This window comes from Streptomyces sp. NPDC059224, from assembly GCF_042754285.1.
In the GTDB taxonomy this organism is placed as follows: Bacteria; Actinomycetota; Actinomycetes; order Streptomycetales; family Streptomycetaceae; genus Streptomyces.
The window spans coordinates 16237-32828 of the sequence record NZ_JBHZAN010000070.1 but is presented as its reverse complement, the minus strand read 5'-3'; the positions used below and the strand labels follow the sequence as shown (position 1 = coordinate 32828).

The following is a 16592-nucleotide window of genomic DNA, read 5'->3' as shown; positions in this document are numbered from 1 at the left end:
GGCATGAAAGCCATGAGCCTCGCCGTGAAGGGCCTGGGCAAGAACGCCCGCGGCATGCTGGCCGAAGGCGCGGAGGGCGCGTTCAACCGGCTGAAGAGCAGGATCAAGGGGTGCGGAGACCCCGTCGACGTCGCTACGGGCCACACGTTCCTGGCCGAGACGGACATCGTCCTCGAGGGCACGCTTCCCCTGGCCTTCACGCGCCGGGTGTCGTCCGGACATCGCACGGGCTGGTGGTTCGGCTCCTCCTGGGCTTCGACGGTCGACCAGAGGCTGGAGATCGACGAGCAGGGCGTCGTCTTCGTCAGCGACGACGGGCTGCTTCTCGCATACCCCCATCCGGAGAGCCCGGGGGTCGCGGTCCACCCCCAGGCAGGTCCGTGCCGGCCGCTGACCCGGCTGGCCGACGGCGGCTACCGCATCGACGACCCGGTCGGCGGTCTGAGCCGGCACTTCGCGCCGCCCAGTCGCGGCGTCGCCCTTCCGAAGCTCATATCCGATCGCAACCACAACACCATCGCCTTCGAGTTCGACGCCGCTGGCACTCCCCTGGCGATCCGGCACTCAGGCGGCTACCACCTCACCCTCACCGTCGAAGAGGAACGCGTCACGGCGCTGCACCTGGCCCGAGCCGGTGAAGACGGCGCGGACCTGACGCTCAAGCGGTTCGGCTACACCGACGGTGCCCTCACCTCGGTGACCGACTCGTCCGGCTCGACAACGGAATTCGCCTACGACGAGCGCCTCCGCCCGGCGGCGTGGCGCGACTCCAACGGCAGCCGCTACACCTACACCTACGACGAACACGACCGCTGCATCGCCCAGGGCGGGGAGGACGGACACCTCTCCCACACCTTCTCGTACGACGGAACGGATCCCTCCTGGCCCGGCCGCGCGGTCACCGAGGTCACGTCTGCCGAGGGTGCCGTCTCGCGTTACGTGATCGACGAAGCGTGCCTGGTGGTCGCCGAGGTCGACGCCCTCGGAGGCATGACACGCAGCGAGTACGACGGCAGGCAGTTCCTGGTCGCGTCGACGGACCAGCTGGGGCACACCACACGCATCGTCAACAACGAGATGGGCCTGCCCGTCGCGGTCACCCGACCCGACGGCAGCGTCGTCAGGGCCGCCTACAACGATCTCCACCTGGCCACGGCCGTCGAGCTGCCGGACGGCGCCTCGTGGCGCTACACGTACGACGAACGGGGCAACTGCACGGCGATCACCGATCCGACGGGCGCCGCCGACCGGGCCGTCTACACGGAGACGGGACACCTCGCCGCGGTCGTCGACGCCCTCGGACACACGACACGGGTCCAGTGCGATGCCGCGGGGCTGCCCCTGCGGATCACGGACGCCGTCGGCGCCGAGGTGGTCTGGACCCGCGATGCCATGGGCCGGCCCGTGGAGATCGTCGACGAGGCGGGGCACTCCACCCGCTTCACCTGGTCTCCGGAAGGCCGGCTGCTCCGGCGGGCCGCCGCGGACGGCGGGGCCGAGACCTGGACCTACGACGGTGAGGGCAACTGCACCTCGCACACGGACCGGTCCGGCCACCTCTCCCGCTTCGAGTACACGCACTTCGACCTGCTCACGGCACGCGTCGCCCCCGACGGCACCCGGCACGAGTTCGCCTACGACTCCTCGCTGCGCCTCACCCGCGTCGTCAACCCCCTCGGCATGACATGGAGTTACGCCTACGACCAGGCGGACCGCCTCGTGTCGGAGACGGACTTCGACGGCCGCACGGTGACATACGAGCACGATGCCGCGGGGCGACTGGGCTCACGGACCGACGCCCTGGGCGAGACGGTGACGTTCGCGCGCGACGTGCTCGGCCGGATCGTCCGCAAGGACGCCGCCGGAGCCGTCACCGAGTTCACCCACGACGCCTCCGGCCGCCTCGTCCGCGCCGTGAGCCCGCAGTCCACGATGACCGTCGAACGCGACGCGCTCGGCCGGCCGCTCTCCGAGACCGTCGACGGACGCGTCCTCACCTTCACCTACGACGCCGCGGGACACCGGGTCGGGCGTACCACGCCGAGCGGTGCGGTGAGCACCCGCTCTCATGACGCCGCGGGCCGTCTGGTCAGGCTGGTCACGTCCGGCAGGGTGATCGACTTCGAGCGTTCCGCGACGGGCCGGGAGACGGCCAGGCGTTTCGGCGACCACGTCACGCTGGCCCACGCCTTCGACGAACTGGGCCGCCTCGTGGCACAGTCGGTGACCACGGGGGACGGTTCCCCGGTCCAGCAACGGGCCTACACGTATCGCGCCGACGGCAACCTGGTGGGTGTGCGGGACAGCGGCTCCGGTACGCGGGCCATGGAGCTGGACACGCTGGGCCGGGTCACCGCCGTCCGGGCCCAGGACTGGTCGGAGGCGTACGCGTACGACGCGGCGGGCAACCAGACCCATGCCGAATGGCCGGGGTCCCCCGCGAGCCCGGACGCCGCCGGGCCCCGCGATTACGCGGGTACGGCCGTCGTGGAGGCCGGCAGGTACCGCTACGGGCACGACGGCCGGGGCCGGATCGTCTCCCGGCAGCGCACCCGGCTGTCCCGCAAGCCGAGCACCTGGCACTACACCTGGGACGTCGAGGACCGCCTCACGGCCGTCGTCACGCCGGACGGCACCCGGTGGCGCTACCGGTACGACCCGCTGGGCCGCAGGACCGCCAAGCAACGCCTCGGCCCGGACGGCGAGACGGTGGTGGAGGAGACCGTCTTCACCTGGGACGGCAGCGCCCTGTGCGAACAGACGACCACCGAACCGGACGTCGCGCATCGGGTGACGCTCACCTGGGATCACCAGCGGCTGCATCCCGTCGCGCAGACCGAGCGGATCTCCGCGGCGGACGCACCTCAGGAAGAGATCGACTCCCGCTTCTTCTCCATCGTCACCGACCTGGTCGGCACGCCCACCGAACTCGTCGACGAGACCGGACGGATCGGCTGGCAGGCACGCAGAACCGTCTGGGGGACGACGGCCTGGGCCCCCGGCAGCACGACGTACACTCCGCTGCGTTTTCCGGGTCAGTACTTCGACCCGGAATCCGGACTTCATTACAACTACTTCCGCCATTACGATCCGGAGACCGGCCGGTACCTCACCGCGGATCCCCTCGGCCTCGCTCCGGCCCCCAACCCGCTGACCTACGTCACCAACCCTGACGTGTGGAGCGACCATCTGGGGCTCTCCCCGGAAGAATGCACGCAGTCCATCTTCAAGGCGCCGGGGCGGAAGCTGGGCGAGCAGCAGGAGAAATACGGGTACCGTGAGGCCGACTTCCCCGGCGATCCGGACGCTCCCGACTACATCTACCCCAACGGTAGGGTGTACTTCGCGAAGGAGCGGCACGTTGCCGAGAAATATGCGAAATCCTACGGCGAGGGCGTCATAGAGATAAAGATTCCGAAATCCGAGTACGCCGCCAAGTACGAGAAGTACGAGCGGAACTACGAAGGCGGACCGGAAAAGGAATTGGAGATCCCGAACAACGTGGTCGAAGATCTGAATCAATATCCGAGGGTGCGGCACAGGTGAGCGGCGAAGAGATGTGGGAAGCGGCGAAGCGGCGATACCCCCTGGGGAGTGCCGCCAGGGGCAGGGTGAAGGACCGGTTCCCGTTCGGGGTGTTCCTCGTACTCGACGACGCCCCGGGGGTCAACGGATTCGTCGACCTCCTGTCGTACAACCCCGACGGCACGATCAACGACCCGGAGGCTCCGCCCGTGCCGCTCCCCGAGGTCGGGGAGACCGTGGAGGGGACCGTGGCCATGCACGTGGACCGCGACCGGCAGATCCGGATCCGGGTCGGCGCCCCCTTCTGGGAGGCGTGACCGGGCCCGAAGACCCGGCCGCCGTCCGTTGCTCGGCGATTCCCCCGCCCGCCCCGACCGGCGTACCGATCTCGCGGGCACCTCGCCCCCGTGGGCCGTGGGCGTCCCACGGGGGTCGTCCGAGGTCCGGGAACAGCCGGCGGAGCTGTCGGCGAAGGGCGGTACGGTGCACCGCTTCGAGTCGCGGGCCCTGATGACGGTGCCGGGAACGTACCGCGCCCTCGCGCAGACCCCCGGGTTCCCGGGCTGCTTCGGCGGGAACCGGGACGCGGTGGTGGACTGCCTGGACGACCCGTGCGGCGCGGTCACCGGCGGAGTCGGCGTCGCGGGCGTCGATGGTGTCGCCTGCATCGTCCATGACCCCGGCCCGCCGCTGGAGACCGAGCACTTCCCGCTGTTCGTGTCGGTCCTGTGCCAGGGTGCCGACCGCGCATACCCGGCGGCGGACCCCGCAAAATGGCGCCGAGGCGCGGGACCGCCGGCCTTCTCAGAACCCGAGCCGCCGCAGCTGCTTCGGATCCCGCTGCCAGTCCTTGGCCACCTTCACGTGCAGGTCCAGGAAGACCGGGGTGCCGAGCAGGGCCTCGATCTGCTTGCGGGACTTGATGCCCACCTCCTTCAGGCGGGTGCCCTTGGGGCCGATGACGATGCCCTTCTGGCTGGGGCGCTCGATGTAGAGGTTGGCGTGGATGTCCAGGAGGGGCTTGTCGGCGGGGCGGTCCGGGCGCGGGAGCATCTCCTCGACGACGACGGCGATGGAGTGCGGCAGCTCGTCGCGGACGCCCTCCAGGGCCGCCTCGCGGATCAGTTCCGCGATCATGACCTGTTCGGGCTCGTCGGTGAGGTCGCCCTCGGGGTAGAGCGCCGGGCCCTCGGGCAGGAGCGGGACGAGGAGGTCGGCCAGCAGGTTCACCTGCTGGTCGCCGACCGCCGACACCGGCACGATCTCCGCCCACTCGAAGCCCAGCTCCCTGCCCAGCTGGTCGATGGCGATCAGCTGCTCGGCGAGGGCCTTGGAGTCGACCAGGTCGGTCTTGGTGACGATCGCGATCTTCGGGGTCTTGCGGATCCCGGCCAGCTCCTTGGCGATGAAGCGGTCGCCGGGGCCGATCCTCTCGTTCGCCGGCAGGCAGAAGCCGATCACGTCGACCTCGGCCCACGTCGTGCGCACGACGTCGTTGAGGCGCTCGCCGAGCAGCGTGCGCGGCTTGTGCAGCCCCGGGGTGTCGACCAGGATCAGCTGTGCGTCCGGCCGGTGCACGATGCCGCGCACCGTGTGCCGCGTGGTCTGCGGCTGGTTCGCGGTGATCGCCACCTTCTGCCCGACCAGAGCGTTCGTGAGGGTGGACTTGCCCGCGTTGGGGCGCCCGACGAAACAGGCGAAGCCCGCCCGGTGGACGGCCTCCGGCGATTCCGACGGCTCGGTTGACTGGCTGCGAACGCTCATGGCCCCCATTCTCCCTGATCCACGACACCCCGCCGCACCGTGAGAATTCGGTGACCCAGGGGTAACGAAACGTCACGGAAACACAGTCGTACGCAGCCGGAAACGCGTTCCGGTGAGTCTCTGACGAGCCCCCACGACGTTGGAGACGCCCGTGATCACCGCAGCCGCGCACGCAGACACCGGCGACACCGCCTGGCTGCTCGCCGCCACCGCCCTGGTCCTGCTGATGACCCCGGGCCTGGCCCTGTTCTACGGCGGCATGGTCCGCACCAAGAGCGTCCTCAACATGCTGATGATGAGCTTCGTGTCGATCGCGCTGGTGACGGTGGTGTGGCTGGCGGGCGGATACACGCTGGCCTTCGGCGAGGACGCCGGGGCGGGGCTGGTCGGCGACCTGGCGCACGCCGGGATGCGCGGGCTCGGCCCGGACAGCGTGCAGGGCACCGTCCCCACCCTGCTCTTCGCCACCTTCCAGCTCACCTTCGCGGTCATCACCGCCGCGCTGATCAGCGGTGCGGTCGCGGACCGGGCCAGGTTCGGGGCGTGGCTGGTGTTCGTGCCGGTGTGGGCACTGCTCGTATACGTTCCGGTGGCGCACTGGGTGTGGGGGCCGGGTGGCTGGATCCAGCACGGCCTCGGCGCCCTGGACTTCGCCGGCGGTCTCCCGGTCGAGATCACCTCCGGCGCCTCCGGCCTGGCGCTCTGCCTGGTCCTCGGGCCGCGGCTCGGGTTCAAGAAGGACGCGATGCGCCCGCACAACCTCCCGATGGTGGTCCTGGGCGCGGGTCTGCTCTGGTTCGGCTGGTTCGGCTTCAACGCGGGCAGCGCGCTCGGCGCCAACGGTCTCGCGGCCGCCGCCTTCCTGAACACCATGGCGGCCGGCTGCACGGGGCTGCTGGGCTGGCTCTTCGTCGAGCAGCGGCGCGACGGCCACCCGACCACCCTGGGCGCGGCCTCGGGCGCCGTCGCCGGCCTGGTCGCGATCACTCCGTCCTGCGGCTCGGTCTCACTGCTCGGCGCGCTCGCCGTCGGCCTCGCCGCGGGCGTGGTCTGCTCGTACGCGGTCTCCTGGAAGTTCCGGCTGAACTACGACGACTCGCTCGACGTCGTCGGCGTCCACCTGGTCGGCGGAGTCATCGGCACCCTCCTGATCGGCCTGTTCGCCGAGAAGGCCATGACCGGCGGCGCCGAGGGCCTGTTCTACGGCGGCGGGCTCGGCCAGCTCGGCAGGCAGGCGGTGGCGGTGGTGGCCGTGGCGGCGTACGCCTTCACCGTGACGTACGGCCTCGGCAGGCTGCTGGACCGGACGCTGGGCTTCCGGGCGAGCGAGGAGCAGGAGCACGCCGGTCTCGACCTGTCGGTGCACGCGGAGACGGCTTACGATCACGGGGTCCTGGGCCACGGTGCCCCGGTCGGCGCGTCCCTCCTCCCCTCCGCCCAGAAGGTCAAGAGCCAGCCATGAAGCTCGTCACCGCGATCGTCAAGCCCCACCGCCTCGACGCGGTGAAGACCGCCCTGCAGGAGATCGGGGTCCACGGCCTGACCGTGACCGAGGCCAGCGGGTACGGGCGGCAGCACGGCCACACCGAGGTGTACCGCGGTGCCGAGTACCGGGTCGACCTGGTCCCCAAGGTCCGGATCGAGGTCGTCGTCGAGGACGCCGACTCCGAGCCGGTGATCGAGGCGATCGTCAGGGCCGCGCGGACGGGGAAGATCGGGGACGGGAAGGTGTGGGCACTGCCGGTGGAGACGGTCGTCCGGGTGCGGACGGGCGAGCGCGGCCCCGACGCCCTCTGAGCAGCCCCCGCAGGCCACGGCCGCGGCGGCCCCGGCGGGCCCGTGCGAGCAGCACGCCGCCGGCCACCCCGGCGACGAAGGCCAGCCCCACCACCAGCCACGGCAGAGCGAGGAACGAGGCGCTCGCGGACTCCTCGGTGCCGGCCGCGCTGGCCGTCAACGTGACGTTCCCCCAGTCGAACTGGGGCGCGTTCCGCCAGGCTGCGGTGAGCCGCACCCGCTCCCCCGGCAGCAGCTCGGAAGGGACGCCGGTGAGGTCGCGGCTGAGCAGCGTACGGCCGAAGAGTCCCTCGGCCCGCAGCCGCACCTTGGGGTCCAGCGTGACGTTCCCCGTGTTGTGCAGGGTGTAGGAGACGGTGGCGGTGCTGTCGCCGAGGCCGGGCACGAGCGGCTGGTGGTGGGTGAGGTGCACGTTCTCGACGGCGACGGCCGGCAGCGTGGGCCCGCTCACCCGCAGGTAGACCCGGGCTCCGACGGCCCGCTGCACGCCGAGCGCGAGGGAGCCCGTCCCCGGGTCGACGCGTTCGTCCAGTGCCACGATCGCCCCCGGGTGGTCACCGGGTTCGGCGTCCCGGGGTACGTGCAGGGTGAAGGGGACGGTGACCGTCCCGTGCGGCGGCACGGTGACCCGCGCCCTGCCCGTCTTCGCCCAGGCGCCCACCCCCCGCATCCGCTCCTTCACCGTGCGGACGGCGAACCCGCCGTCCCGCGCGGTGTTGTAGGCGTCGGCCGCGTACAGCCGGAAGGTGAGCGGCTTGCCGGTCTTGTTGGCGACGGCCACCTTGTCGGTGATCTTCTGCCCGGGGTCGAGGGAGAGATAGAAGTACGGCCGCGCCGCGATCTTGGAGGCGACCGGGTAGACGGACCAGCTGCCGTTGTCGGCGGCGCGCGCGGGGCCCGCCGTGCCGAGGGGTCCGAGGACGCCGAGGAGCAGCAGACTCAGGAGGAGGACATACGGCTTGACGCGACGCATGGGTGCGGACCCCCGGTCGGAAGCGGTTCGGGCGGCGACCGGTCTCCCGTGATCCGAAAGTCCGGTCGCCACTGGGGTGTTGGCTCAGGTGAGCGTCAGGGTCAGGACTCCCGAGTACGACCCCGGCGGGGTGAACGCCGGTACGTCCAGGGAGAGTCCGGCGCCGACGGTGAACTCACCGCCGGTGACCGAGGCGTCCGGGGTCGACGCGAGGGTCGCTCCGGAACCGCCGACGGCCCCCGCGGAACCGGCCGCGCAGGCGCTCGGGCTGCCTGCCTTGGCCGCGCAGGACGGCGTCCAGCTCAGCTTCCCGGCATCGATCTTGGCGCCGGGACCGGTGAAGTCGGTGACCTTGCCGGTGAGCGACCAGCCGGCCGGACCGCCACGGAAGTCCTTGACGGTGACGGTCTGCAGGGCACCGGTGGACGCGCCGCCCTGACCGAAGTCGACCGACGACAGCGCGACGGAGTCCCCGGCCTGGGACATGGACAGGGTGCCCGCCTTGACGGTGGTCGTCAGCTTCTGGCTCCCGTCCGGCACCGGCGTGGTGTCGTTGACGACGTAGGCGGCCGGACCGGCCCCCGTCGTGTCGCTCCATGCACTGCCCTCGTACGCCACGATCCCGGTCGTCGTCCTGTCGTTGACGGTGATCGGGGCGCTGAAGGAACCGTCGGTGCCCGCGGTCGCGGTGGCCGTGTCGGCGGTCTGGCTGCTCCCGGACCGCCCGGCGAGCGTGACGGTCGCGCCGGGGGTGAAGTTCTGCCCGCTGACGGTCACGCTGTCACCGGGGTTCCCGGAGGCCGAACTCAGGCTGATGGCCCGGTTGTTGACCGGGGAGGTCGAGGTCGCCGTGACGGTCTCCGACACCGGGGCGGGCGGGTTGGTGACCGTGCAGGGGGTGTCCAGCTCCAGGATGTAGCTGGTGTGGATGTTGTAGTCGCCGGGCGAGAGGCTGATGGCGCCCGGCGAGGTGACGGTGAACGTGCCCGTCATGGAGAACGACGGGAAGGTCCCGTACCCGGGCACCGGGTCGTTCTTCTTCGGCCCGGTCACCGTGACGTCCCCGCTCTGCGCCCCGCCCAGCGTCACCTTCCCGGTCGGCGTCATGATGTCGGCCGGCAGGGCGAGGGCGGTGGGGTTGTTCGCGGCGGGTGTGACCACGGTGTAGGTCACCGTGACCGTGTCGCCGACCTTGGGCGTGGTGTCGTCCACCGAGATGCTCGCGGTGGTGGTGCCGTCGATCGGCGGGAGGCCCGCGACGGCGGGCGGGATGCAGTGCGTGGCGAAGTCGACGTTCGTTCCGGCGGCACCGGCCGGACAGGCCAGTGCGCCCCCCGTCGTGACCGCGAGCGCGGTCGCCCCGAACAGCGAGATCGAGCGCCACCGTCGGGATCTTCGTGACCTTGGGGGTGAACCCATGGAAGCCCCCTCCTGAGGGTTGCGGGCGCAGCGGCTCCTCTGCGCCGACAGGGGGCCATTGATGTGGAGGGCGCGTGAGAAGTCAATGGAGATGCCGCAGAAAACTGACGGTTCATCAGCTTCTGCGGCATCCGGAACGAACCAGTCAGCGTGCCCGGGATCAGAAGACGAACGGTCCGGGTGACTGGGCCGCGCTGGACGTGCAGGTGACGGTGATGCCGAAGATGACCATCTTCAGCGAGCCGCCGTGGAAGTCGAGGCTGTCACCGGCGGCGACGGTGCCGGGCAGCGGACCGACGGTGACGGCGCTGCCGGCGGCCATGGCCGGGTTCACGGTGCCGCTGAAGACGACGTTGCCGCCGTGCGAGTTGGCCATGGTGAGCGTGGAGGCGATGGAGTTCGCCGACAGGGCGAGCGGGGTGGTGATCGCGCTGGAGCTGAGGGTGAGGGTGGCCGCGGTACCGCTCTGGGTCGCGGTGAGGGTGGCCGCGCCGCCGCCGAAGATGCCGCAGCTGGCGGTGACGGCGGCGGTGGTCGGGGTGACGGCGGCGGCCGAGGGTGCGAAGGCCAGCGCCGTGGCGGCGAGGGCCCCCGCCGCGAGTGCCGCACCGGTGGTCAAGCGTTTCATGGAGATCGGGCTCCCTTCCCGTTACGTGGGAATGCCATGTGGGGATGGCGACCCCGGTCCGGGTGGATGCGGGCACACCGCGGGGCGCCGATTCCGGCGCCCCGCCCAGATCTGACGGTCCGTCGGAACTTACGGTCCCATTGATACGCGAGCGACACAGACCGACAAGGTTGAAATCTGGCCTACTGTCCGCGCCGCGGGTGCGGTTGGGTGCGGGGCTGGCCGCGCAGTTCCCCGCGCCCCTTCCGGGGCGTCAGCCGCAGCGCACCTTCAGGGGCGCGGGGAACTGCGCGGGCAACCATGCCGTCGCCGCACCCGCCACCGAGTCAAGCAACCCCGCCCCCGTCCCCGACGGAGTCAACGAGGTCAGGCCGGGACGGTCAGCCGTACCTCTCCGTCCGGCCCCGCCAGCAGCACCGGCGTCCCCGGCCCGCCGAGATCCCGCACCGCGGCCAGATCCCCCGCCTCGATCGCGTCCGCCCCGCTCACGACCGCCGCCGCCTCCAGGGACTCCGCCCCCGACGCCACCGCCATCGCCACCGCCGTCCGCAGCGCGCTCAGCTTCAGCGAGGCCAGGTCCACCGTGCCGGCCACGTACGTCCGGCCCGTCGAGTCCCGTACCGCCGCCCCCTCGGGCACCCCGTTGCGGGCCCGCGCCGAACGGGCCAGGGTGACGATCTTGCGGTCCTCGGGATCAAGCCCACTGCTCTCGGTCATGCCCCGAGCATACGAACAACCTGACCCGGTCAGACACTCCGGCCACCCGCTCCGACCGGTCCCGTCACGGCCGGTCCAGCCGCAGGCGCACCGCCCTCGGCAGGCCGGCCACGACGAGGTCGTACGAGTCCTCGATCAGTTCCTTCACGAGCCGCTCGGGAAGGCCGCCGTCCACGGTCACGGTGTTCCAGTGCCGCTTGTTCATGTGGTACCCCGGCGCGACCAGCCCCTCGTGCTCGTCACGGAGCCGCACCGCGTCCTCGGGGGCGCACTTGAGGTTGACCTTCAGCGGCCTCGCGTCGATCCAGCTCAGCGCGAACATCTTGCCGAGCACCTTGAAGACCGAGACGTCCGGGTTGAAGGGGAAGTCCTCCTCGGCCGCGTTGAAGGAGAGACAGAAGGCGCGGAGCTGGTCCGGGGTCACTCCGGGTCGTCCTCCGGGTCGTCGGGCACCGGTACCGGCTCCACCAGCACCGTCACGATCTTGTTGCGCCGGCCGGCGGCCGATTCCGCGGTGAGGGCCAGCCTGCGGCCGTCGGGGAGTTCGACCTGGGCGGAGGCACCCGCGATCGGCACCCTGCCGAGGGCTTTCGCGAGCAGCCCGCCGACGGTCTCCACGTCCTCGTCGTCGTACTCCTCCAGACCGTACAGCTCGCCGAGATCCGTGATGTCGAGGCGGGCGGTGACCCGGTGGCGGTCGTCGCCGAGGTCGGTGACGGGCGGGAGCTCGCGGTCGTACTCGTCGGTGATCTCGCCGACGATCTCCTCCAGGATGTCCTCGATGGTGACGATCCCGGCCGTGCCGCCGTACTCGTCGATGACGACGGCGACGTGGTTGCGTTCCTTCTGCATCTCGCGCAGCAGGTCGCCGGCGTTCTTGGTGTCGGGCACGAAGAACGCGGGCCGCATCGCGGTGGAGACCAGGTCGGACTCGGCGTCCCGGCTGATGTGCGTCTTGCGGACCAGGTCCTTGAGATACACGATGCCGACGATGTCGTCCTCGCTCTCCCCGGTGACGGGGATGCGCGAGAACCCGGAGCGCAGGGCCAGGGTGAGGGCCTGCCGGATGGTCTTGTACCGCTCGATGACGACGAGGTCGGTGCGCGGGACCATCACCTCCCGGACGAGGGTGTCGCCGAGTTCGAAGACCGAGTGCACCATCCGGCGCTCCTCGTCCTCGATCAGGGACTCCTTCTCCGCCAGGTCGACCAGGGCGCGCAGTTCGGCCTCGGAGGCGAACGGGCCGCGCCGGAAGCCCTTGCCCGGGGTGAGGGCGTTGCCGATGAGGATCAGCAGGTACGGGACCGGCCCCATGACGCGGGCCAGCGGCAGCAGGACGTAGGCGGCGGCCGTGGCCGTGTTCAGCGGGTGCTGGCGGCCGATGGTGCGCGGGGAGACGCCGACGGCGACGTACGACACGAGCACCATCACGCCGATCGCGGCGAGCAGCGCCTCCCAGGTGGCCGGGATCTCCTGGAGGCAGGCATAGGTGACCAGGGCCGCGGCGGCCATCTCGCAGGCGACCCGGACCAGCAGCGCCACGTTGAGGTAGCGGGTGGGGTCGGCGGCGATCTGGGCGAGCTTGGCGCTGCCGCGCCGCCCGGACTTCACGGCCTCCTCGGCGCGGAAGCTGGAGACGCGGGCGATGCCGGCCTCGGCGCAGGCGGCCAGCCATGCGACGACGACCAGGGCGATCGCTCCGGCGACGATCTGCGAACTCATACGAGGACGACCGCCCGGCTAGGAGACCGTCGGCGCCGGCGAGGGGCCGGTCAGGCCCTTCTCCCCCCGCCAGCCGTCCACGATGGCCGCCTGCAGACCGAACATCTCGGCCTTCTCGTCGGGCTCCTCGTGGTCGTAGCCGAGCAGGTGCAGCACTCCGTGGACGGTGAGCAGCTGGAGCTCCTCGTCCATGGAGTGCTGGGTGTCGGCCTCGGCACCCTGCTTGGCGGCGACCTCCGGGCAGAGCACGATGTCGCCGAGCAGCCCCTGCGGCGGCTCGTCCTCGTCCTTCGACGGCGGCCGCAGCTCGTCCATCGGGAAGGACATGACATCGGTCGGCCCGGGCAGGTCCATCCACTGGATGTGCAGCTGCTCCATGGCGTCGGCGTCCACGACGATCACCGAGAGTTCGGAGAGCGGGTGGATGCGCATCCGTGCGAGGGCGTAGCGGGCGATGTCGAGGATCGCCTGCTCGTCGACCTCGGTTCCGGACTCGTTGTTGACGTCGATCGACATGGCGCTGTGCTTGTCTACTTCCCCTTGTGCCCGGACTTCGAGCGGCCGCCCTGATGCGAGCCGTTCTCCGTGCCGTGCGTGCTGTCGTACTGCTCGTACGCGTCGACGATACGGCCCACCAGCTTGTGCCGTACGACATCGTGGGACGTCAGCCGGGAGAAGTGCACGTCCTCCACGCCCTCCAGGATGTCCTGCACCTGGCGCAGACCGGACTTGGTGCCGTTGGGCAGGTCGACCTGGGTGATGTCGCCCGTGATCACGATCTTCGATTCGAAGCCGAGCCGGGTCAGGAACATCTTCATCTGCTCGGGCGAGGTGTTCTGGGCCTCGTCGAGGATGATGAAGGCGTCGTTGAGGGTGCGGCCGCGCATGTAGGCGAGCGGTGCCACCTCGATGGTGCCGGCCGCCATCAGGCGCGGGATCGAGTCCGGGTCGAGCATGTCGTGCAGCGCGTCGTACAGCGGCCGCAGGTAGGGGTCGATCTTCTCGTAGAGCGTGCCCGGCAGGAAGCCCAGCCGCTCGCCCGCCTCGACCGCGGGCCGGGTCAGGATGATGCGGTTGACCTGCTTGGACTGCAGGGCCTGCACCGCCTTGGCCATGGCCAGGTAGGTCTTGCCGGTACCGGCGGGGCCGATCCCGAAGACGATCGTGTGCTTGTCGATCGCGTCGACGTACCGCTTCTGGTTGAGGGTCTTGGGGCGGATGGTGCGACCGCGCGAGGACAGGATGTTCTGTGTCAGAACCTGGGCCGGGGTCTCCTCCGGGCCCTCCCCGTTCTCACTCGCCCGCAGCATGGCGATCGAGCGTTCCACTGCGTCCTCCGTCATCGGCTGTCCGGTGCGGAGCACCAGCATCATCTCGTCGAACAGGCGCTGGACGATGGCGACTTCACGGGCATCGCCGACCGCGCTGATCTCATTGCCCCGGACATGGATGTCGGCCGCCGGGAAGGCCTTCTCGATCACGCGCAGCAGGGAGTCGCCGGATCCCAGCACGGTGACCATCGGGTGCTGGGCGGGAACCTCGAACTGAGCTCGGGCCTGCTGCTGCGCGGGAGTGTGAGCTGTGGGTGTCTGAGTCATGGGCCGGCGCTTAAGGCCTGCGGTTCCTCCTCATCACGGCCGCGTAGCTGAGGGCGGCCTCGCGATACCAAGCGTACGACGCCGGGGTGACAACGCCGTAGGCCTTTTCACAGCGGAAGGCGCCCCTGTTGCAGCCGTGAGCCCTGCATGCGCTCCGGTGCGCCGGGGCAGAATCCGGGCCGTCACCGCCACGCGTGGCCGGGGGCCGCGTTCGCTCCGCGCCACCTGTCCGCCCAGAAAGCAGGTAGCCGTGCTGCTGCGTCTGCCCACGTCGGTCTCCGAGGCCCGGGAATGCCTGTCCGAGGGCGCGATACCCGTCGGCGGTGCGACCCTCGTCTGGGCCGTCTGGCAACGGGACGGTTTCCCGGAACAGGCGGTGTCCCTGCGGAAGGTGCCGCAGGCGACGGCGATCGGGGACGGCGTGCTGGGGGGCGCGGTGCTGCTGCACCAGGTGGACGACCGGGTTCCGGAGGTGCTGCGGACGGCGGCCAAGGGGGTCGGCACGGGCTCGGTGCGCCGGGCGGCGACGGTCGGCGGGAACATCGCCGGGTCGAGCCTGCGGGATCTGCTGCCGGCGGCGATCGTGCTGGACGCGTGGGCCGAGGTGCTCACGGCGGACGGGGTGCACGAGGTGGACCTGGCCGAGCTGGAGGCCAAGGCGCCGGTGCTGCTGGCGCTGCGCTGGCGGGAGCCGGTGCGGGGCGTGTACGCGAAGGTCGCGGACCCGGCGGGCGGGGAGGTGCCGACGATCGTCGCGGCGGGGGTGGACACGGAGGGTGTGCTGAGGGTCGCGGTGCGGGAGGGCTACGAGTTGAGCCGCGGGAGCGTGGACGCCCAGGGGGGCGGGGTGGAGGAGCTGTTCGCCGGGGCGCTGGCGGGGGTGTCGCAGGGGGGACGGCCGTTCGTGCGGGAGCAGGTCGCGAGAGTGACCGGGGGATAGACGGGGGTGGTCCGGTCCGTCGTCGGCGGCGGGCCGGTGGGGGCTTGTCGCGCCGCTGAGGGGGCGTGGGGCGTGGGGAACCGCGCGAGCAACCACGGCGACGGCGCACCCGCCCCGGCCCACTGGCGCCCGCACGGCCGTCACGCCGAGCGGCCGAACCCGATCGTCGGCACCGCCCTCCGCAGCGGCCACGGCCTGACCTGGTCCTCCTCAGGTACCAGGCCCTCCAGGAACGCGTACCGCCGTAGCGCCGCGGGGTCCTGGCCGGCCACCGACTGGACCTTCCGCCACCACGCCCCGATCTCGGACCAGCCGGGCGCGGACAGCGAGCCGCCGAACTCCTGGACGGAGAGCGCCGCCGTGAGGCCGGCGAAGGCGAGGCGGTCGGCCAGCGGCCAGTCGGCGAGCGTGCCGGTGACGAACCCGGCGACGAAGACGTCACCCGCGCCGGTCGGGTCGAGGGCCTCCACGGCGATCGCCGGGACCTCGGCAAACTCCCCGGTCCGCCCGTCGACCGCGTAGGCGCCCTCCGCCCCGAGGGTGACGACGGCCAGGGGCACGTACCGCGTGAGGGCATGGGCCGCGGCCCGCGGGCAGTCGGCGCCGGTGTACCGCATCGCCTCCTGCGCGTTCGGCAGGAACGCCTCGCAGTGCTCCAGGTCGGCGAGGCTCGCCAGGTCCCACGCCCCGGTGTCGTCCCAGCCGACGTCGGCGAAGATCCGGGTGCCCTCGGCGGCGGCCCTGGCGATCCAGGGGTTGCGGGTGCCGGGCGTGAGGGAGGCGACGGCGGCACGCGCGTGGGCCGGGTGGCCGGGGGCGTTCTGCTGCCGGAACAGGGTGTCGGCGGGCGGCTCGTGGCCGTGCGAGACCATGGTCCGCTCGCCCTCGTAGGCCATGGAGACGGTGACCGGCGAGTGCCAGCCGCGCACGGTCCGCGACGGGGAGAGGTCGATGCCCTCGCCCTGTTCGAGGGCGTCCCAGCAGTACTCGCCGTAGTGGTCGTCGCCGAAGGCCGCGGCGAGCGAGGTCTTCAGGCCGAGCCGGGCGAGGGCGGTGGCCATGTTGGCGATGCCGCCGGGGCTGGAGCCCATGCCGCGGGCCCAGGACTCGGTGCCGCGCACGGGCGCGGAGTGCAGGCCGGTGAAGACGATGTCGAGGAAGACGGTGCCGGTGAGGTAGACGTCCCAGGGTGGATCGCCGGGCGCGCGCAGGCCGGCCAGCGGGTCGACCTGCGCGGCGCAGTGCGCGGTCGTTGCTCCTCTGTCGTCGTCGAGGTACTCCGGTTCCTCTCCGGCGAACGCGTTGGACGCGGTCACGGTGCGCTCCCTGGACGTGGTGCGGATCCGGCCAGTCTGCACCATGTCGGGACGGCGGCGACGGCTCTCGCCGCGGGACCGCCCGGCCGTGGCCGCCCAGCCGGCGCGGCCCCGCCCGCCCAAGGACCCCGCCCGCCCCGGGGGGACAACGGACGCCCCCCCCAGGTCGAGTACCGCGGGCAGCACGCCCCAG

The 16592-nt window shown here is 71.4% G+C and carries 15 protein-coding genes and 1 pseudogene; 6 read left to right on the top strand and 10 right to left on the bottom strand.

Translation table 11 applies throughout. The features are described from left to right. Positions 1-12 precede the first annotated feature (12 nt). The 3 genes and pseudogenes from ACFXI4_RS43140 to ACFXI4_RS43130 form a co-directional block, all read left to right on the top strand. Positions 13-3546: a DUF6531 domain-containing protein gene (locus ACFXI4_RS43140; protein ID WP_385002777.1), complete on the top strand. Its 3534-nt coding sequence runs from the start codon at positions 13-15 to the stop codon at positions 3544-3546. After that, on the top strand, positions 3543-3842 hold the full coding sequence (locus ACFXI4_RS43135; RefSeq protein ID WP_385002774.1) for a hypothetical protein: 300 nt from the start codon (positions 3543-3545) through the stop codon (positions 3840-3842). The genes ACFXI4_RS43140 and ACFXI4_RS43135 overlap by 4 nt, the downstream gene beginning before the upstream one ends. Before the next feature lie 193 nt (positions 3843-4035). After that, a pseudogene (locus ACFXI4_RS43130) lies at positions 4036-4137 on the top strand (barstar family protein); the annotation flags it as partial. 192 nt (positions 4138-4329) lie between these two features. Here ACFXI4_RS43130 and era read toward each other — a convergent pair. Next, on the bottom strand, positions 4330-5298 hold the full coding sequence (gene era, locus ACFXI4_RS43125) for a GTPase Era (protein WP_385002771.1): 969 nt from the start codon (positions 5296-5298) through the stop codon (positions 4330-4332). A 142-nt stretch (positions 5299-5440) separates the two neighbouring features. Here era and ACFXI4_RS43120 point away from each other — a divergent pair, with 142 nt between their 5' ends. Together ACFXI4_RS43120 and ACFXI4_RS43115 are read left to right on the top strand one after the other, a co-directional pair. Then, the gene (locus ACFXI4_RS43120; protein ID WP_385002768.1) at positions 5441-6751 is read left to right on the top strand and encodes an ammonium transporter; all 1311 of its coding nucleotides are present in this window, start codon (positions 5441-5443) and stop codon (positions 6749-6751) included. After that, the gene (locus tag ACFXI4_RS43115; RefSeq protein WP_385002765.1) at positions 6748-7086 is read left to right on the top strand and encodes a P-II family nitrogen regulator; all 339 of its coding nucleotides are present in this window, start codon (positions 6748-6750) and stop codon (positions 7084-7086) included. Before ACFXI4_RS43120 ends, ACFXI4_RS43115 begins: the two co-directional genes overlap by 4 nt. On the opposite strand, the gene ACFXI4_RS43110 is transcribed toward ACFXI4_RS43115, so the two are convergent. The 8 genes from ACFXI4_RS43110 to ACFXI4_RS43075 form a co-directional block, all read right to left on the bottom strand. Further along, positions 6980-8059, bottom strand: a complete 1080-nt coding sequence (locus ACFXI4_RS43110) for a WxL protein peptidoglycan domain-containing protein (RefSeq protein ID WP_385002762.1) — start codon at positions 8057-8059, stop codon at positions 6980-6982. The genes ACFXI4_RS43115 and ACFXI4_RS43110 overlap by 107 nt on opposite strands. A gap of 84 nt (positions 8060-8143) precedes the next feature. After that, the gene (locus ACFXI4_RS43105) at positions 8144-9478 is read right to left on the bottom strand and encodes a beta-xylosidase (protein WP_385002760.1); all 1335 of its coding nucleotides are present in this window, start codon (positions 9476-9478) and stop codon (positions 8144-8146) included. A 160-nt stretch (positions 9479-9638) separates the two neighbouring features. Continuing rightward, entirely contained in the window at positions 9639-10106 is a 468-nt protein-coding gene (locus ACFXI4_RS43100) for a hypothetical protein (protein WP_385002757.1), read from the bottom strand. Positions 10107-10472: 366 nt separating this feature from the next. Next, complete coding sequence (locus ACFXI4_RS43095) at positions 10473-10823, bottom strand: cytidine deaminase (RefSeq protein WP_362722819.1); 351 nt, start codon at positions 10821-10823, stop codon at positions 10473-10475. A 64-nt stretch (positions 10824-10887) separates the two neighbouring features. Next, on the bottom strand, positions 10888-11247 hold the full coding sequence (locus ACFXI4_RS43090) for an MmcQ/YjbR family DNA-binding protein (protein ID WP_385002754.1): 360 nt from the start codon (positions 11245-11247) through the stop codon (positions 10888-10890). After that, positions 11244-12545 (bottom strand): hemolysin family protein, encoded by a 1302-nt coding sequence (locus tag ACFXI4_RS43085; RefSeq protein WP_362722825.1) that lies wholly within the window; start codon positions 12543-12545, stop codon positions 11244-11246. Before ACFXI4_RS43085 ends, ACFXI4_RS43090 begins: the two co-directional genes overlap by 4 nt. 18 nt (positions 12546-12563) lie before the next feature. Continuing rightward, positions 12564-13061, bottom strand: a complete 498-nt coding sequence (ybeY, locus tag ACFXI4_RS43080; protein WP_351691360.1) for an rRNA maturation RNase YbeY — start codon at positions 13059-13061, stop codon at positions 12564-12566. 14 nt (positions 13062-13075) lie between these two features. Beyond that, on the bottom strand, positions 13076-14143 hold the full coding sequence (locus ACFXI4_RS43075; protein WP_362722830.1) for a PhoH family protein: 1068 nt from the start codon (positions 14141-14143) through the stop codon (positions 13076-13078). 250 nt (positions 14144-14393) lie between these two features. Here ACFXI4_RS43075 and ACFXI4_RS43070 point away from each other — a divergent pair, with 250 nt between their 5' ends. After that, positions 14394-15083: an FAD binding domain-containing protein gene (locus tag ACFXI4_RS43070; RefSeq protein ID WP_385002749.1), complete on the top strand. Its 690-nt coding sequence runs from the start codon at positions 14394-14396 to the stop codon at positions 15081-15083. 140 nt (positions 15084-15223) lie between these two features. Here the strand turns inward: ACFXI4_RS43070 and ACFXI4_RS43065 are convergent, their stop codons facing one another. Next, positions 15224-16399, bottom strand: coding sequence for a carbohydrate kinase family protein (locus tag ACFXI4_RS43065; RefSeq protein ID WP_385002780.1), 1176 nt, complete (start codon positions 16397-16399; stop codon positions 15224-15226). Positions 16400-16592: the final 193 nt, after the last annotated feature.

Bases quoted from the DNA above. Each gene is read 5' to 3' on its own strand.
- ACFXI4_RS43140 (WP_385002777.1), top strand. From the start codon at position 13: ATGAGCCTCGCCGTGAAGGGCCTGGGCAAGAACGCCCGCGGCATGCTG.
- era (WP_385002771.1), bottom strand. From the start codon at position 5,298: ATGGGGGCCATGAGCGTTCGCAGCCAGTCAACCGAGCCGTCGGAATCG.
- ACFXI4_RS43115 (WP_385002765.1), top strand. From the start codon at position 6,748: ATGAAGCTCGTCACCGCGATCGTCAAGCCCCACCGCCTCGACGCGGTG.
- ACFXI4_RS43110 (WP_385002762.1), bottom strand. From the start codon at position 8,059: ATGCGTCGCGTCAAGCCGTATGTCCTCCTCCTGAGTCTGCTGCTCCTC.
- ACFXI4_RS43105 (WP_385002760.1), bottom strand. From the start codon at position 9,478: ATGGGTTCACCCCCAAGGTCACGAAGATCCCGACGGTGGCGCTCGATC.
- ACFXI4_RS43100 (WP_385002757.1), bottom strand. From the start codon at position 10,106: ATGAAACGCTTGACCACCGGTGCGGCACTCGCGGCGGGGGCCCTCGCC.
- ACFXI4_RS43095 (WP_362722819.1), bottom strand. From the start codon at position 10,823: ATGACCGAGAGCAGTGGGCTTGATCCCGAGGACCGCAAGATCGTCACC.
- ACFXI4_RS43085 (WP_362722825.1), bottom strand. From the start codon at position 12,545: ATGAGTTCGCAGATCGTCGCCGGAGCGATCGCCCTGGTCGTCGTCGCA.
- ybeY (WP_351691360.1), bottom strand. From the start codon at position 13,061: ATGTCGATCGACGTCAACAACGAGTCCGGAACCGAGGTCGACGAGCAG.
- ACFXI4_RS43075 (WP_362722830.1), bottom strand. From the start codon at position 14,143: ATGACTCAGACACCCACAGCTCACACTCCCGCGCAGCAGCAGGCCCGA.